The organism is Kutzneria sp. NPDC051319, from assembly GCF_040682195.1.
GTDB lineage: Bacteria > Actinomycetota > Actinomycetes > Mycobacteriales > Pseudonocardiaceae > Kutzneria.
This window is the reverse complement of the sequence record NZ_JBFBAM010000004.1, coordinates 211826-225827: the sequence shown is the minus strand read 5'-3', so window position 1 is coordinate 225827 and position 14002 is coordinate 211826. Positions and strand designations below refer to the sequence as shown.

The window sequence follows — 14002 nt, the reverse complement described above, 5'->3', positions numbered from 1 at the left end:
GCTAGTCGCGCGCCCGGTCGAGAACTTCCTCCAGCCGCAGCGGACTCGGTGGATGGTGGCTCAGGCACAGGGGCGTCCTGATCTTGCGGAACCCGAACTTCTCCCCCGTGGCGTAGAACTGCCCCCGCTCAAGCCGGGAGATGTCCGCCACCCCACTTCCCTTGGCCCGCGCCATTTCCGTCGCCGCCGCGATCTGCGCCGGGCTGTTGAGCCGCCCGAAGAACTGCGTCGTGGCGTTGCCGACGACCTGGTTGTGCACGCCTTTCGGCGCCTGCGTGGCCAGGATCAGCCCCAGCCCGTACTTGCGGGCCTGCGAGGCCAGCAGGATCGTGCTCTGCGTGCTGGCCGTCAGATTCCCGGACGGCGCAATGGTCTGCGCCTCGTCCATCACGATCAGCCCGCCCAGCGGCCGGTCCGTCGCCGGGTTCCGCTTGACCCAGGCGAACACCTCCAGCTGCAACTGGCTCACGAACCCCTGCCGCTGCTCGTCTGCCGGCAGTCCCACGAAGCTGATCACCGACACCCGCGCCCGCTTGCCTGGCGACGGCGTCAGCAGCAGCTCCGGATCCGTCGGCGTGCCGCTCCCGCCCAGCAGCGGGTCGTTGACCATCGCCGCCCTCAGCGTCTCCGCCAGATCCGCCGCCGTCGCCGTTCCCGTGTTGAGTTGGCTCACCCCTTCCGGCAGCTCGGCCAGCGTCTCCACGAACCCTTCCAGGTCCCGGTTCCCCCTCCTCGCGTAGTACGTCAGTGCCTCCCTCAGCACCGCTTTCCCCCGCTGCGCCGCCTTCGACGCCCCCGTCAGCCCCGCATGCGGCACCAGCCTCGCCACCGCCGCCTCCACCGCCGCCTGGAACTCGTCCACGTCCTCCCGGACGCTGTCGAAGTCAGGCAGCGGTTGAAAACTCAGCGGCCTTCCGCCCGCCCTTCCCGGCGTCCACACCACCACCTCGGTGTTCGCCAGGTACTCCTTCGCCCTCTCTCCATCCCCTTCCCCCCACCCTTCCGGCCTCTCCGGCCAGGCATCCCCCATCCTCGCCAGATCGTTGTTCGGGTCCAGCACGATCGCCGACACCCCGCGCAGCGCACACTCCTCGACGATCCTGCGCAGCAGCACCGTCTTCCCGCTCCCCGATCCCGCGAAGATCATCACGTGCTTCCGCAACGACTCCAGCTCGATCCGCACCGAGTCCAGCACAATCTCCGCCGGCGCGTCGGACGGGCTCTCAGCCACTTCCGGCTCTGCTGTCGGCCAAGCCGGCTCCGGCTTCGCCGCATCGACCGGCCCTGCCGGGGCGGCCTGCTCCTGCGCATCGGCTTGCCCATCCGGCGTCGCCTGTTCCGCCGGCGCGACCTGCACCGCGCTGGCCACGGGGGTCGCCGGCGGCGGCCGCGTCTCCCGCCGCGTCGCCGCCCCCGACCCTTGCTCCGGCAATATCTCCCGCAGAAACGTCGTCGTGCTCACCGGCTTGCGCGCCACCATCCACGCGAACAGCTGCGGCGTGTGCTCGGCCAGCATGACCTTGAGCGCGCTCAGCGTCTTCAGGTCGTCGTCGGAGATCTTGATCTGGCGACCGCCCGCCGCTTCCACCTCGGCCACCTCGGCCTTGGTCTTGTCGCCGCTCCAGCCGTCCGTGCCGTTCTGGATCAACACCAGGTGCCGGTTGCTCACGCCCAGGCGGACCTGGGCCGCGTCCCGTGCGCCCCGCACCCGGCGCAACACCCGGTTGCCATGGCTGCTCGCGATGAACCGGAAGCTCCAGAACTCCTTGACATCGAGGCGCTCGTGGACCGTGCGCCGCAGGCCGGCGTGCAGCGCGCTGCCGTCGGCGATGTCCACCTCCCACTCCATGGCGTCGTTGCCGACCTCGTTGACCCAGGCCTTCAGCCCGGCCATCAACAGCGCGGGCATCACGTCGTTCTCGTTATGCTGTTTGAGATCGTCGATGGTGACGGCCGCCCGCTCGCGCAGCTTCTGGAAGCCGGTGTCGTACTCCTGGAGGTACTCGGCCGGCGGTCCGGCCCGAACCGGCGCCTCGACCGGCTTGTCCTCGAAGGAGGTCAGCTCGCGGATATCCCCGTACATACAGGCCTCGGCGTGCGCATGGATCCGCACGAGCAGTTGCCGCGGAGTGTAAGCGGTCCACGATCCGCCGAACGCGCTCGCCGCCACCGGCCAGGTCGGATGCGGCGCGGTGAAGCGCTCCCGCTCGTAGATCACCGCCAGCCACTTCTCCACGAGCGTCCGGCCCAACCCCGGATCGCTGATCGAGCCCAGGAACGGCGTCTTGGTGAACCGATCCCGCACGGAGTCGCTGGCGATGGACTCCAGCATCCGCCACGTGTCGGGCAGACAGGCCACAATGGACAGCGTCCGCCGCGTGGTCTGGCGCAGCTGCATCAGGGCGTCGGAGATCAGCGCGATCTCCTGGACCAGCTCCGGGTTGGTCACCCGCTCGCCGGCCGCGCCCAACCCCTGGTTCACCAGGGTGTCCAACTGGTCGATGGCGATGATGCACGGACCGGTCAGCGAGAGGACGCGGGAGATGTCACGCACGAGGGTCCGCGACTCGTGCGGCGTCGCCCTGATGCCCCAGCGCTGCTCGTCGTCGTCCTCGGCCAGCCCCTTCAGGTACGCCGACCCGACGTCGAAGTGCTCGGACGCGTACAGCGCCAGCATGCGGATGATGTCAGAGCACTCCACCGCGATCCGCTCGTCCACCTTGCGCAGGTGGCGAACCAGTTCGCGGAGGCTGTCCGCGGTCAGCGCCGTCTTGTTCAGCAGGGGCTTCGACACCTGGTCCGGCACGCCGGCCTTGGCGCACAGCTGCTTGAGCAGGGTAGCGATCTGGAGCTCGCCGTCGTCGCCGCGCTGGCGGAGCTCGCTGCGCATGGCCTCGGCCAGATCGTCCCAAAAGCCTTTGCCGGTGGTCAGCTCGACCATGAAGAAGTAGCCGCCCTCGCGCTGCACGATGCGACGGGCCGTGCCCAGCAGATGGGTCTTGCCGACCCCCTTCTCCCCCTGGAGCACCAAGCCGACCGGGCTGCCGCCGTTGCTGTGCTTGGCCTCCATGACGGTGGCCCGGATACGGTCCTCGGCCCGCACGTGCAAACCGTCCACATGGGAGGGTGAGGTGTGCCAGACGTCGTCCGGCGTCTCGACGGAGTTGAACCGGACCGCCGCCAACGCCCGTCGCTGCTTCTCGGTCATAGTTCCTCGATCGCCATGAGGTGCTTGTCCTCGCCGCCGACCCGGATCGCCGCCGCGTGGTCGACCTCGGTGAGCGCTTTGGTGTTGGAGTCGGGCGCGAAGTGCACCAGGCCCGTTTTGATCATCTTCAGGAACAGGTCGTCGACCTCGGACCGGTCCACGTCGTCGAGCCGCGGCCGGAGCCGGGCCAGCCGGACCCAATCCTGGGCCGGTTCCAACAGGTCCTGATGGGCCTCGCGGATCACGGCCTCCAGACTGCCCCGGTTGATCACGTCGACGAAGTCGATGTCCCGCCACTTCAGGTACTGCGGCAGGCTGCGCATCACCTCGAACACCATGCGGGGCAGCGGACCCGACCGGTCCGGCGCCTCGACGACGCCCAGCTCCTTGACGCACCAGGTGATGCCGTCGTCGGTGATCTGGTGGACCAGTCGCCGCTTGACCGTCCAGGTCCTGATCAGACCGTCCTTGTTCAGCCGGTCCCGGCCGGGCTTGGGCAGCTCGATCTTGTAGTCCTTCCGCAGGTCCGGGTTACCCACCGGCCGGCGGGCCAGCATCAGGGCGAACAGCGTCGCCTGTTCGGCGGCTTTGTACTTCTCCGGCATAACAACACCTTTCAGACGGTGAGTCGGCGGTCGATCCGGTCGAGCAGCGCGCGAACCTCGGCCGAGAGCTCCGCGGGCAGCGCGACGGAATGGGCCCGTCCACGGGTCTTGCTGAGCAGTTCGAGGTCGACGGAAAGGTCGTGCAGCAGAGCCAGATCGCCGGAGTTGAGGGCGCCGGTCATGCCGGCGACCGTCTCGCCGACCAGTGCCAGCCGGCCGGAGTAGGGAAGCTGCGTAGGCAGGTTCCGCAGCGCCGCCGCGGCCTCCCGCAGGGCTTCACGATCGGGGTTGGCGATGTCCTGCGAGGCGGTGATCAGCTCGTACAACTCCCGGGCCACGCCCGGCCCCAATTTCAGCGGCCGCAGGTTGCGCAGGAAGCCCGGCAGGCTTTCACGGTCGCCGCCGCGGGTCAGCACGAGGAACAGCTGGCGCTGCCCGTCCCCCGGGGCAAGGGTCTGGCGCAGGAAGTGCTCGGCCTCGTTGACCTGCCAGCGAGTCACCTCGCCGTCCACCACCAGGCACAGGTGCTTGGCGAACAGCGGCGACCGGTCGAGGAACTCCGGCAGCCCGGACAGCGACTGATCGGCCCGCAACCCCAGCCGGATCAGCTTGTCCACCAGCTCGGCGGCATCGTTGGCGGCGGAACGGGGGCTGGAGACCAGCAGATCCAGGTCGAACTCGTCGTGGTTGGCCCGTGCCTCGGCCACGTAGGCGTCCCGGTTGTCGGCCAACAGGTCGGTGCGGTCGAAATGCTGCGCGATGACGGCCGCGACAGTCTCCAGCGCGTAGGAGAGCTGGTCAGCCGACGGGGTCAGCTCCTCAAGCGTGGCCAGTTGCTCGCCGAAACTCCAGTAGGAGACATACGGCAGCGTGAGATGCCGGAGCATCGCGTCATCGGACATCGGCTTGGCCAGCCAGTTGCTGAACAGTGGCTTGACGACACCGGCGCACCTGCTCTGCCAGAACTCGGCGCGCTCGTACTCGACCCGGTTGTCCAGTCGGGACAGGACGGGGAGCACCAGGTGCTTCGGCCGGTCATAGGGCATCGCGTCCCGGGCGCGATCGGCTCGCTCCGCAATGTCCACTACATCTCTGAGGTTCTGCTCGTTGGCGGTGAACACCACGACGAGTTGGTCAGGCAGATGCGCGGTGCAGATCCCGGCGGTGTCGGAGATGCCGGTACGGCTGTCGATCAGCACGAAGTCATGGTCGGCGGTCCACTGCTCGCGGCACCGTTCCAGGAATGTCGCGAACCCCCGGTCGTACAGGTCCGCCCAGTCCACGGCCTGCACCCGCTCCGCGTAGTTGCGATCGACGCGGCCCGCCGCCAGCAAGGCCAGGCTGCCTTCGACATCGAGCTGGACCGCGTGCGCGCCAGGAGTCGGCTTGCCGGCGAGGAAGTCGGAGGCCAGGTCGATCACACCGCCCTCCGGCGGGTCGACCATGACCTTCTCGAAGTAGTGATGCAGGCCTGGAGCCTCCAGGTCCCAGTCGATGGCAAGCACGCGGTAGCCCCAACGCGCGAGTAGCACCGCGACGTTGGCCAGTGTCGAACTGCGGCCCACCCCGCCCTTGTACGAGTAGAAGGTGACGACGGTGCCGGTCATCGGCCGAACCTGGGCAACTTCGCCGGCGGCATGAGGACCGGACTCGGCATCTCGATGATCGGCCAGTCGGGTTGCCAGTCAGGCACCTGCTTCAGCAGCTCCACGATGTCGGCCGCCAGCGCGCGAACCATCGCGAAGAAGGGCACGTAGTCCTCGCTCTTGCGGAACGCGGGAAACGGAACCGCGAACTTCTTGAAATCCCACCACGAGACGTTTCTCCCGTCAGGCGGGAAGTTCTGCGAGTCTGCATAGAGAACCGAGCAGATCAATCCCTGCGGAATCTCCACCGTGGTCAGGCCGAGCATCCGCTGCCGTTCGCGCATGCTGTGCCATTCCGCCATGCACCACTGCGACTGGAAGTAGTGCGGCGCCAGCACCTGGACCATGATCTTGCTGCGCTGGAGAGCGCGTTGCAGGCTCGATGGCCAGTCGACCGCCTTCGGCATGGTGTAGTCGACATAGATCATCGGGGTCGGGGCGATCTCGTCGGCCAGGCAGACGTTCAACGCCGGAAGGAAGTGGTTCTGCATCCATTCGCGGGCGCTGCCGTGACGGCTGTAGCTGATGAATATGTCGTACTCGTAGCCGGACACGCGACCCATAATAGGCACGGATCGAGCGTCGAAAACAGGCATAAAAGTGGTCATTTACGGCATTAATGGGCGGGAAGTTGACAAAAAGTGGGCATTGTCGCTGAAAAGCGGGAGTGCAACCTGTCGGCGGGTGGCGCGTCCTAAGGGCCATGCGTAGGTTCTCACGAGCGGTGCTCGTTTTTGTGACGGTGGCGACGGTGGGGGCGCCGGCGGCGGTGGCGGACACGGCGCCGGGGCCGGTGGTGGACACGGTGACGGCGGCGGATCAGGCGGCGGCGTTGACGTACTGGACGCCGGAGCGGATGGCGGCGGTGGGGCAGGACGCGAACGTGCCGCCGGAGCGGCTGGCGAAGCCGTGGGTGGGGGCAGCGCCGAAGGGGGTGGGGCGGTTCTTCTTCACGGAGGAGCCGGGCGGCGACAGTTGGTGCACGGCGACGGCGGTGCCGAGCGTGAACCGGGACACGGTGGTGACGGCGTCGCACTGTGTGCACCCGGGGTTCACCAGGAACGACACGGAGATCAAGGCCAAGAACATCGTGTTCGTGCCGGCCTATGACCGCGGCCGGGCGCCGAAGGGGGTGTTCGCGGCGCGGGCGTTCGTGGCGCCGGCGGAGCACTACCTGATGCCGTACGACATGGCGATGGTGGTGCTGGCAACGCAGCGCGGCAAGCATGTGGCCGACGCGACGGGCACGCAGCGGATTGCCTTCAACACCAAGCCGACGGGGCCGGCGAACATGCTCGGATACTCGGGGTCGACGCTGGCGCGCGGGGAGTTTCTGATGCGCTGCACGGTGACGGCGACGTTCTTCAACAACGGGGCCGGCGATGGCTGGCAGACGCCGTGCGACATGGCGGGCGGCTCGAGCGGCGGCCCCTACCTGGCCGACTTCGACGGCCGGACCGGCACGATCTTCTCGGTGGTGAGCCGGGGCGGGTTGGACGACGACCTGCACACCACCAACCTGGAGGGCCCGACCATGGGTGACGCGGCGAAGGAGGTCTACGCCGAGGCGTCGGCGATGTGACGGCACGGGGCGGCGGGCCGAAGCCCGCCGCCTGGTCACGACATCGCCGCGAGAACCTTGGCGGTGTCGACGAACTGCTCGAAGCGCACGATCTTGCCGCCACGCACCACGAAGTGGTGGGCGACGCGGACGTTGATCGCCTTGCCGGTGGCCTTGTTGGTGGCCGTGTAGCGGGCCAACACCACGACGTTCTCGCCGTCGACGACGTAGGTGTCGTCGTGGGCGGTCCAGCCGTCCCAGTCGGCGGCGAGCTTCTCCATCACGTTGGCGGTCACGCCCTCGGGCGTGCGATACGTTCCGGCCAAAGGGAAACCGGCCATCTCGGTCCACTCCACGTCCGGTGCGAGGGTGTCCCGCAGCGCCGCCAGGTCGCCGGCGGCCGAGGCCAGGTACTGGCGCCGCACAACCTCCGCGGCGCTCACCCCCAGCTCATTTCGCCCTTGGCCACCTTCGGGCCGAGCTGCGCCGCGATCAGCATGCCGTGCTCGGGGTAACGGCTGGTCAGAACCTCGGTCAGGGCAGCGCCGTCGGCGGCCGCCGCCAGCTCCCGCTCGAACGTGACGAGGTACTCGCGGGTCGCGGAGATCGCCGTGACGTCCGCGGGCGCGTCCGGCAGACGGTGCCCCGGCACGACCAACTGGGCGTCCAGCGACGCCATCTCGTCCAGCAGCTGGATCCAGGCGGCGCGCTGCGACGGCTTCGGAGTGTCGGCCACCCACACGTGTTCCCGTTGGAACAAAAGGACTCCGCCGAGAATCACGCCGTCCTCCGGCTGCCACAGGTAGTGCCGGTCGGCCAGTTCGGCCGGGCCGCCGCGCAGCTGAAAGCACTTGCCCTCCAGCTCCAGGTCCCCGGTCAGCGGCTTGATGTCGACCAGTTGGGTCGGCAGGTTCGCGCCGACATGGGCCCAGGCCACGAGCTTGCCCTCATAGCTGTGTCGGATGTGCTCGATCACCGGCGGCGTCGCCACGAATTCGGCCTCCGGGAAGGCATCGGCGACGACCTCGGCCCCGAAGTAGAAGTCGGGGTCGCCATGACTGACGAACACCGTGGTCAGCCGCTTGCCCGAGTCGAGGATCTCGGCCACCAGGCGGTGCCCGTCGGCCCTCGTGAAGCCGGCGTCGACCAGCATCGCGTCGTGCTCGCCGGTGACCAGGGTGGCGGTCTTGTTCCGGCTGCCGACCGGGAAGTCGAGATCCAGGATCTTGTAGTCGAGTGTGCTCATGGTGCCCTCCTCGTGACCTGACACCTGACTCAACAGATTCTGACGCGTCAGATATTTCCCTGAGGAAGTGACGTGGGTCACCGCAGCTGGGGCAGGGCGTCCCGGGCGGCGTGACCGAGAATGCGCAGGTCAGCGAGGAACTGGGCCCGGTGTTCGACCGGCAGCGGGGCCAGGAAGTAGCGCTCGATGTTGGCCAGGTGCACCCGGGACGCCCGGACCACGATGTCCTCGCCGAGCGGCGTCAGCCGGACCAGCCGCCCCCGCCGGTCGCCCGGATCGTCGGCCCGCGCCACCAGCCCGGCCGCCGCCATCCGGTCGACGAGCCGGGTGACGCCGCCGGTGGTGAGCACCTGCTCCCGGCCGATCGCCCCCATCGACAGCCCCGGCTCGCCGGCGCGGCCCAGGATCAGCAGCACCTCGTACATGAGGTGACTGATCCCGAACTCGTCCTCGATGGCCCGCCCGAGGATGTGCCCCAGCCGTCCCGCCACGCCCAGCAGCCGGCCGAAGGACACGATCAGCTCGTCGCTCGCCGCGTCCTTCGCCGTCGAGATCTCCGCCCGCTCGTCCACGCCCCCGATCATGCCCGACGGCGTCGGGATCAGCCGCGGAGGACGGTTCGCCACGCGACGACGGCGCCGGCGGCGAAGACCACGCCGCCGAGCAGGACGCTGAGGTGGTAGCCGGTCATGAAGTCGCCGGTGCCCGTGACGAGGGCGCCGAAGATGGCGACGCCGAGGGTGCTGCCAACCTGACGACTGGAGTTGAGGGCACCGGAAGCGGTGCCGGCCATACCCGCCGGGGCGGCCTCGATGGTGGCGGCGGTGGCCGCCGGCATGGTGTAGGCGGTGCCGAAGCCGATGGCCAGCAAGGGAAGGATCAGCAGCCAGTACGGAGTGGCGGTGCCGGCGAAGATCATGGCGAACAGTCCGAGCGCACCGGTGAGCAGCCCGATGAGCATGACGGGGCGGGGCCCGAACCGGGCGGTGTGCCGCCCGGCCAGGGCGGAGGCCAACGACGCGATGCCGGGCTGGGGCAGCAGGGCCAGCCCGGCCAGCAGCGGGGTGAAGGCCCGAATGTGCTGGAAGTACAGGGAAAGCAGGAAGAGCTCGCCGTAGAAGCCGGTGTTGATGGCCGCGCCGACGAGCACGGAGCCGGTGAACTCCCTGCTACGGAACAAGGACAGCGGCAGCATGGGATGACGGCGGCGGGATTCCACGACGACAAAAACGATGCCGCCGACCATGGCGGCGGCATAGGCCCAGAGGGCGCCCTCGATGAGCCCGAAGGCCAGGCCGCCGACGGCGAGAATGCTCAGCACCTGCCCGGAAAAGTCCAGCCCGACCCGCTCCTGCGGACGAGGCGCGACAACATGGCGCAGCGTCAACACAATCGCGGCGACGCCGACGGGAACGTTGAGGAAGAAGATGACAGGCCAACCGATCCAGCCGGTCAGCACACCGCCGAGCACCGGCCCGAGCCCGGCGGCGATGCCGCCCATGCCACCCCACACGCCGATGGCCCGGGCCCGAGCGGCGCGGTCGTGATAGGAGGCGTTGATCAAGGCCAGCGAGGTCGGCAGCACGAGCGCCGCGGCCAGGCCCTGGACGAGGCGAGCGGCGTTGAGCACCCACAGGCTCGTTGCCAGGCCGCAAATCGCCGATGCCAGCACGAACAAACCCAGCCCGCACAGGTAAACCCGACGCGCGCCGAGGCGATCTCCCAGCGAGCCCGCGGACAACAGCAGACAGGCGAACACCAGCGTGTACCCGTCGAGCACCCATTGCAGGCCGCTCGCGGAGGCGTCGAGGTCACGCCCGATGGCGGGCAGGGCGGTGGCGACCACGGTCGCGTCCAGGGGAATCATGAAGAATCCCAGGCAAAGCGACACCAGCGGCCAGCGTCCGGTGGAAGAAGTCACCGTCCACGCTAACCCGATGTCGTTTCGGCCGCAGACGAAGCGGCCGCGTAACGACGGGCCAGCGCTGCGAAGGCGTCCTTGAGCTCGGGCGGGCCGACGACCTCGATGTCCGCGTCGAATCGGCCGAAGGCGGCGGCCAGCCCGGGCCAGGACCAGGCGCCGAGCACGACACGGCAGCGATCGGGACCGAGCGCCTCGACGACGCCGTTGCCGATGAAGTCCACGACCGCCTCGGCCGGACAGGCGAGGATGACCTCGCCACGGCACGGCCACGCGTCGATGCCCTCGGATCCCTTGAAGCGGCCCGCGACGAAGGTCGCCACGTCGCCGCCAGGCAGGTCACGTGGCGTGAAACGCGGGCCGGTGGGCGTGCGGGGCGCGATCCGGTCGACGCGGAAGGTGCGCCAGTCGTCGCGTTCGAGGTCCCAGGCCACGAGATACCAACAGCCGCTCCAGGTCACGAGGTTGTGCGGCTCGACCCGTCGCAACTCGGCCTTGTAGTCGAAGCGCAGCACCGCGCGAGCGTGCACGGCGGCGCTGACCGCCATGATCACGGCGACGTCGACCGACGGGTCGCTCACGGACAGGGCCGTGACCTGCAACGCATCGATACGGTGCCGGAGCCGCGACGGCATGACCTGCCGGATGGTGCTGAGCGCCCGAGCGGCGGCCTCGCCGACGCCGCTGGTGGTGATGGCGGTCTGCAACGCCACGGCCAGCGCCACCGCCTGCTCGTCGTCGAACAGCAGCGGCGGCAGCTCGGCGCCGGCGCCGAGACGGTAGCCGCCGTCCGGTCCCTTGATCGTCTGGATGGGATAGCCCAGCTCACGCAGGCGATCCACGTCCCGCCGGACCGTGCGGGGGCTGACTTCGAGGCGGTCGGCCAGCAGCTGCCCGGGCCAGTCGCGGCGCAGCTGGAGCAGGGAAAGCAGCGACAGCAGCCGCCCCGAAGTTTTCGGCATGACGTCAGAGTAGCGGCCACTACCTGTCCACTACCCCTGTCAGAGTTGTCCCATGACTGAGACCACCGACCTGCTCGCGGCCCTCGCCGCCGCCCGATCCGCCCTGGTCAGGACGGCCGACGGGCTCACCGACGAGCAGGCCGCCGCCCGCCCAACCGTCAGCTCGCTGTGCGTCGGCGGCGTGATCAAGCACGTGCTGGCCACGGAGGAGCAGTGGCTGCGCTTCACCGTCGAGGGCGCGTCGGCCTTGCCGCACGAGCTGCCCAACGGCGTCACCTGGGCCGACATCATGGCCGGCGCCGCGCAACCTCCACAGTGGATGATCGACCACCAGAACGGTTTCCTGATGCTGCCCGGCGAAACCCTCGCCGACATTCTCACCCGCTACGAGAAGGTGGCCGCCCGCACCGCCGAGATCCTGGCCACCGCCGACCTCGACACCAGCCACGCGCTGCCGCCCGCCCCCTGGCTGGAGCCCGGCGGCTCGTACAGCGTCCGGCGCGTGATCATGCACGTCATCGCCGAGACCGCGCAGCACGCCGGGCACGCCGACATCTTGCGGGAAAGCCTGGACGGGCAGAAGTCCGGCTGATGACCGTCCTGTCCCAGCGGGCCCTCAACCGCGCCACCCTGGCCCGCCAGCTGCTGCTCGACCGCGTCGACCTCCCGGTTCTCGACGCGGTCGGGCATCTCTGCGGGCTCCAGGCGCAGGAGCCACAGGAGCCGTTCATCGGGCTCTGGTCGCGGCTGCAAGGCTTTTCACCCTCGACGTTGTCGGATCTCCTTGTGCAGCGCCAGGTTGTGCGTACCCACCTCATGCGCCGCACGGTTCACCTGCTCACCGCCGACGACGTGCTGGGCTGGCGTTCGCGGCACGATTTCATGCTGCGCCAACGGGTTCTCAGTACCTACCGCCGTGAGCTGGCCGGCGTCGACCTCGACGAGCTCTTCGCCGCCGGCCACGCCGTCATGGCCGACGGGGAACCCCGCACCATGGCCGAGCTCGTGCAGGCCACCAACCGTTGGCCCGAAGTTCCCCCGCGGGTCCTCGGCGAGCTGCTCATCGCCGCCCTCGTGCCCGTGGTCCAGATCCCGCCCCGTGGGCTCTGGCGTGGCAAAGGCGGCGTACGCAACGTCCTTCTCACGTCCTGGCTCGGCCGCCCCCTCGATCCCGCCGACGCCGGGCCCGCCTTGGTCCGCCGCTACCTCGCCGCCTTCGGCCCGGCCGCCACCGCCGACATCCGCGCCTGGTCCGGCCTCGCCGGCCTGCCCGCCGCCGTCGCCGCCCTGCGCCCCGAGCTCGTCTCCTTCCGTGACGAGCGCGGCCGCGAGCTCCTCGACCTTCCCGACGCTCCTCGCCCCTCCCCCGACACGCCGGCCCCCGTGCGCTTCCTGCCCGCCTTCGACAACGCCCTGCTCGGCTACGACGACCGCACCCGCATCGTCGACGACGCCCACCGCCTCGTCTCCGTCGCCGGCACCCGCGTCGTCCTCGTCGACGGCCGCGTCTCCGCCACCTGGTCCCTCTCCGCCGACGCCGTCGCCGTCACCCCGCTCCGTCCCCTCACCCGCGCCGAACGCACCGCCGTCGCCGAGGAGGCCGACCGGCTCGCCGCCTTCCTCACCTGACGTCCAGCCGCATGCCGATCCGGTCCCGGAACGGCATGTTCTGGCTGACCAGCTGGATCTCCATCTGGTCGAGCCCATCGGTCGTCGACGCCAGCGTGAAGGCCTGCTCGCTCAGGTCGAAGCCGATCGGGTCGTAGAAGGCCCGGGCCCCGGGTGGCAGCGTGATCGAGTAGTGCAGCCGGGGAACGGGGTAGGTGAGCACCACCGTGTAGTCGTCCGGCACCCGGTCGACAATCAGCGGGCGGGCCCGCTGCGGCCAGAAGAACTCCATCACCACATGGAATTCGCCACCCCGAGGAATGGGATTCGAAAAGTGCACCAGCACTTCCATACGCCCGTCGACCAGCCATGTTGTCGTCACATCCCGGCGGGTGCCGCCGATCTCGCCGGAGATGACGCTTCGGACTTGAACCGTCACGCCTTTGCGGTGCCTGGTCGGCTGTCCCCACGCCGGCCCGGTGCGAAATCGAAAGAAGCTCAGATTCTCACAGACTGCGACCGACCGGAGCGTGATCGAGGAGAACAGGTCGCCGTTGCTCTTCACGGTCATCACCTGTTTCCAGTCGACGACCTTAAAGTACGACGCGCGGGTCTCCATCAGGATGTTGCAGTACTGGGCGATCAGCCGCCGGCCGACCTCGCTCTCACGCCGCCACCGCGCCTCGCCCGCGACCAGCGCGACCACCAGCCCCATGGTGGCGAGGATGACGGCGACGATCGCCGCTCCCTTGATCGCCGCATCACCGAACAGCGCGCTGAGCGACCCGCCGAGCGCCAGTATTCCGAGCGCCCCCTCGACCAGCCCGAGCACGCCGGCACTGGCGACGAACCGGGTCAGCCACTCGACGAAACTTCGCATCACGACGGTCCCCCTCGACTCAAGGCGAGCGCCTCCTCAACAAATGGCCTGGACTTGGTCCGTGTGTAGCGGACGAAGGTCACGGTCAGTACACATGACACCCGCCCGGCGCAGCGAAATCGCCCGTCAAAGCGCCGATCGGCGGTGACGCGCCGACCATTCGGCGGAAAGCGGAGACGCCCTGGCCCAATCCCGAAAATCAGGGACAACTCTACACACGACAAGGGCGGGGATCCACGGATCCCCGCCCTTGCGACGTCAATAAATCAGGCCCGGCGCGTGCGGCAGAGCCGTCTCGGGCTCGGAGTCACTTGTCGGGGCTGCCCTCGTCTCCCAGCAGACCGGCAACAACGAGGACAAGATTG

Annotated in this window: 13 protein-coding genes; 3 read left to right on the top strand and 10 right to left on the bottom strand. The window is 69.0% G+C overall.

What is annotated here, in order from left to right; translation table 11 throughout:
- Position 1 precedes the first annotated feature (1 nt).
- Genes AB0M73_RS05850 through AB0M73_RS05835 form a run of 4 tightly spaced genes read right to left on the bottom strand, consistent with a single transcriptional unit; the run spans position 2 to position 6013 of the window.
- Positions 2-3208 carry a DUF87 domain-containing protein gene (locus AB0M73_RS05850; protein ID WP_363887340.1) on the bottom strand — a complete coding sequence of 1069 codons (3207 nt, stop codon included), beginning with the start codon at positions 3206-3208 and terminating at the stop codon, positions 2-4.
- Complete coding sequence (locus tag AB0M73_RS05845) at positions 3205-3813, bottom strand: hypothetical protein (RefSeq protein ID WP_363887338.1); 609 nt, start codon at positions 3811-3813, stop codon at positions 3205-3207. The genes AB0M73_RS05850 and AB0M73_RS05845 overlap by 4 nt, the downstream gene beginning before the upstream one ends.
- 11 nt (positions 3814-3824) lie before the next feature.
- Entirely contained in the window at positions 3825-5420 is a 1596-nt protein-coding gene (locus AB0M73_RS05840) for an AAA family ATPase (RefSeq protein ID WP_363887336.1), read from the bottom strand.
- The gene (locus AB0M73_RS05835; RefSeq protein WP_363887333.1) at positions 5417-6013 is read right to left on the bottom strand and encodes a TIR domain-containing protein; all 597 of its coding nucleotides are present in this window, start codon (positions 6011-6013) and stop codon (positions 5417-5419) included. Before AB0M73_RS05835 ends, AB0M73_RS05840 begins: the two co-directional genes overlap by 4 nt.
- A 149-nt stretch (positions 6014-6162) precedes the next feature.
- Between AB0M73_RS05835 and AB0M73_RS05830 the strand changes: the two genes are divergently transcribed.
- Positions 6163-7041, top strand: coding sequence for a hypothetical protein (locus AB0M73_RS05830; protein WP_363887330.1), 879 nt, complete (start codon positions 6163-6165; stop codon positions 7039-7041).
- A gap of 35 nt (positions 7042-7076) precedes the next feature.
- Here the strand turns inward: AB0M73_RS05830 and AB0M73_RS05825 are convergent, their stop codons facing one another.
- The 5 genes from AB0M73_RS05825 to AB0M73_RS05805 form a co-directional block, all read right to left on the bottom strand.
- Positions 7077-7463 (bottom strand): nuclear transport factor 2 family protein, encoded by a 387-nt coding sequence (locus AB0M73_RS05825; protein ID WP_363887328.1) that lies wholly within the window; start codon positions 7461-7463, stop codon positions 7077-7079.
- Positions 7460-8266, bottom strand: coding sequence for an MBL fold metallo-hydrolase (locus AB0M73_RS05820; RefSeq protein WP_363887325.1), 807 nt, complete (start codon positions 8264-8266; stop codon positions 7460-7462). Before AB0M73_RS05820 ends, AB0M73_RS05825 begins: the two co-directional genes overlap by 4 nt.
- Positions 8267-8343: 77 nt before the next feature.
- The gene (locus AB0M73_RS05815; protein ID WP_363887322.1) at positions 8344-8892 is read right to left on the bottom strand and encodes a MarR family transcriptional regulator; all 549 of its coding nucleotides are present in this window, start codon (positions 8890-8892) and stop codon (positions 8344-8346) included.
- Positions 8868-10157, bottom strand: coding sequence for an MFS transporter (locus AB0M73_RS05810; RefSeq protein WP_363887472.1), 1290 nt, complete (start codon positions 10155-10157; stop codon positions 8868-8870). Before AB0M73_RS05810 ends, AB0M73_RS05815 begins: the two co-directional genes overlap by 25 nt.
- Positions 10158-10195: 38 nt before the next feature.
- On the bottom strand, positions 10196-11149 hold the full coding sequence (locus AB0M73_RS05805) for a YafY family protein (protein WP_363887320.1): 954 nt from the start codon (positions 11147-11149) through the stop codon (positions 10196-10198).
- Between the two features lie 52 nt (positions 11150-11201).
- Here AB0M73_RS05805 and AB0M73_RS05800 point away from each other — a divergent pair, with 52 nt between their 5' ends.
- Both AB0M73_RS05800 and AB0M73_RS05795 read left to right on the top strand, forming a co-directional pair.
- Positions 11202-11741: a DinB family protein gene (locus tag AB0M73_RS05800; protein WP_363887317.1), complete on the top strand. Its 540-nt coding sequence runs from the start codon at positions 11202-11204 to the stop codon at positions 11739-11741.
- Positions 11741-12778: a winged helix DNA-binding domain-containing protein gene (locus AB0M73_RS05795; protein ID WP_363887315.1), complete on the top strand. Its 1038-nt coding sequence runs from the start codon at positions 11741-11743 to the stop codon at positions 12776-12778. The genes AB0M73_RS05800 and AB0M73_RS05795 overlap by 1 nt, the downstream gene beginning before the upstream one ends.
- Here AB0M73_RS05795 and AB0M73_RS05790 read toward each other — a convergent pair.
- Positions 12771-13637 carry a hypothetical protein gene (locus AB0M73_RS05790; protein ID WP_363887313.1) on the bottom strand — a complete coding sequence of 289 codons (867 nt, stop codon included), beginning with the start codon at positions 13635-13637 and terminating at the stop codon, positions 12771-12773. The genes AB0M73_RS05795 and AB0M73_RS05790 overlap by 8 nt on opposite strands.
- Positions 13638-14002: the final 365 nt, after the last annotated feature.

Excerpts from the sequence above, each read along its gene's own strand:
- AB0M73_RS05790 (WP_363887313.1), bottom strand. The coding sequence starts at position 13,637 with ATGCGAAGTTTCGTCGAGTGGCTGACCCGGTTCGTCGCCAGTGCCGGC.
- AB0M73_RS05830 (WP_363887330.1), top strand. The coding sequence starts at position 6,163 with ATGCGTAGGTTCTCACGAGCGGTGCTCGTTTTTGTGACGGTGGCGACG.
- AB0M73_RS05805 (WP_363887320.1), bottom strand. The coding sequence starts at position 11,149 with ATGCCGAAAACTTCGGGGCGGCTGCTGTCGCTGCTTTCCCTGCTCCAG.
- AB0M73_RS05820 (WP_363887325.1), bottom strand. The coding sequence starts at position 8,266 with ATGAGCACACTCGACTACAAGATCCTGGATCTCGACTTCCCGGTCGGC.
- AB0M73_RS05850 (WP_363887340.1), bottom strand. The coding sequence starts at position 3,208 with ATGACCGAGAAGCAGCGACGGGCGTTGGCGGCGGTCCGGTTCAACTCC.
- AB0M73_RS05845 (WP_363887338.1), bottom strand. The coding sequence starts at position 3,813 with ATGCCGGAGAAGTACAAAGCCGCCGAACAGGCGACGCTGTTCGCCCTG.
- AB0M73_RS05840 (WP_363887336.1), bottom strand. The coding sequence starts at position 5,420 with ATGACCGGCACCGTCGTCACCTTCTACTCGTACAAGGGCGGGGTGGGC.
- AB0M73_RS05795 (WP_363887315.1), top strand. The coding sequence starts at position 11,741 with ATGACCGTCCTGTCCCAGCGGGCCCTCAACCGCGCCACCCTGGCCCGC.
- AB0M73_RS05800 (WP_363887317.1), top strand. The coding sequence starts at position 11,202 with ATGACTGAGACCACCGACCTGCTCGCGGCCCTCGCCGCCGCCCGATCC.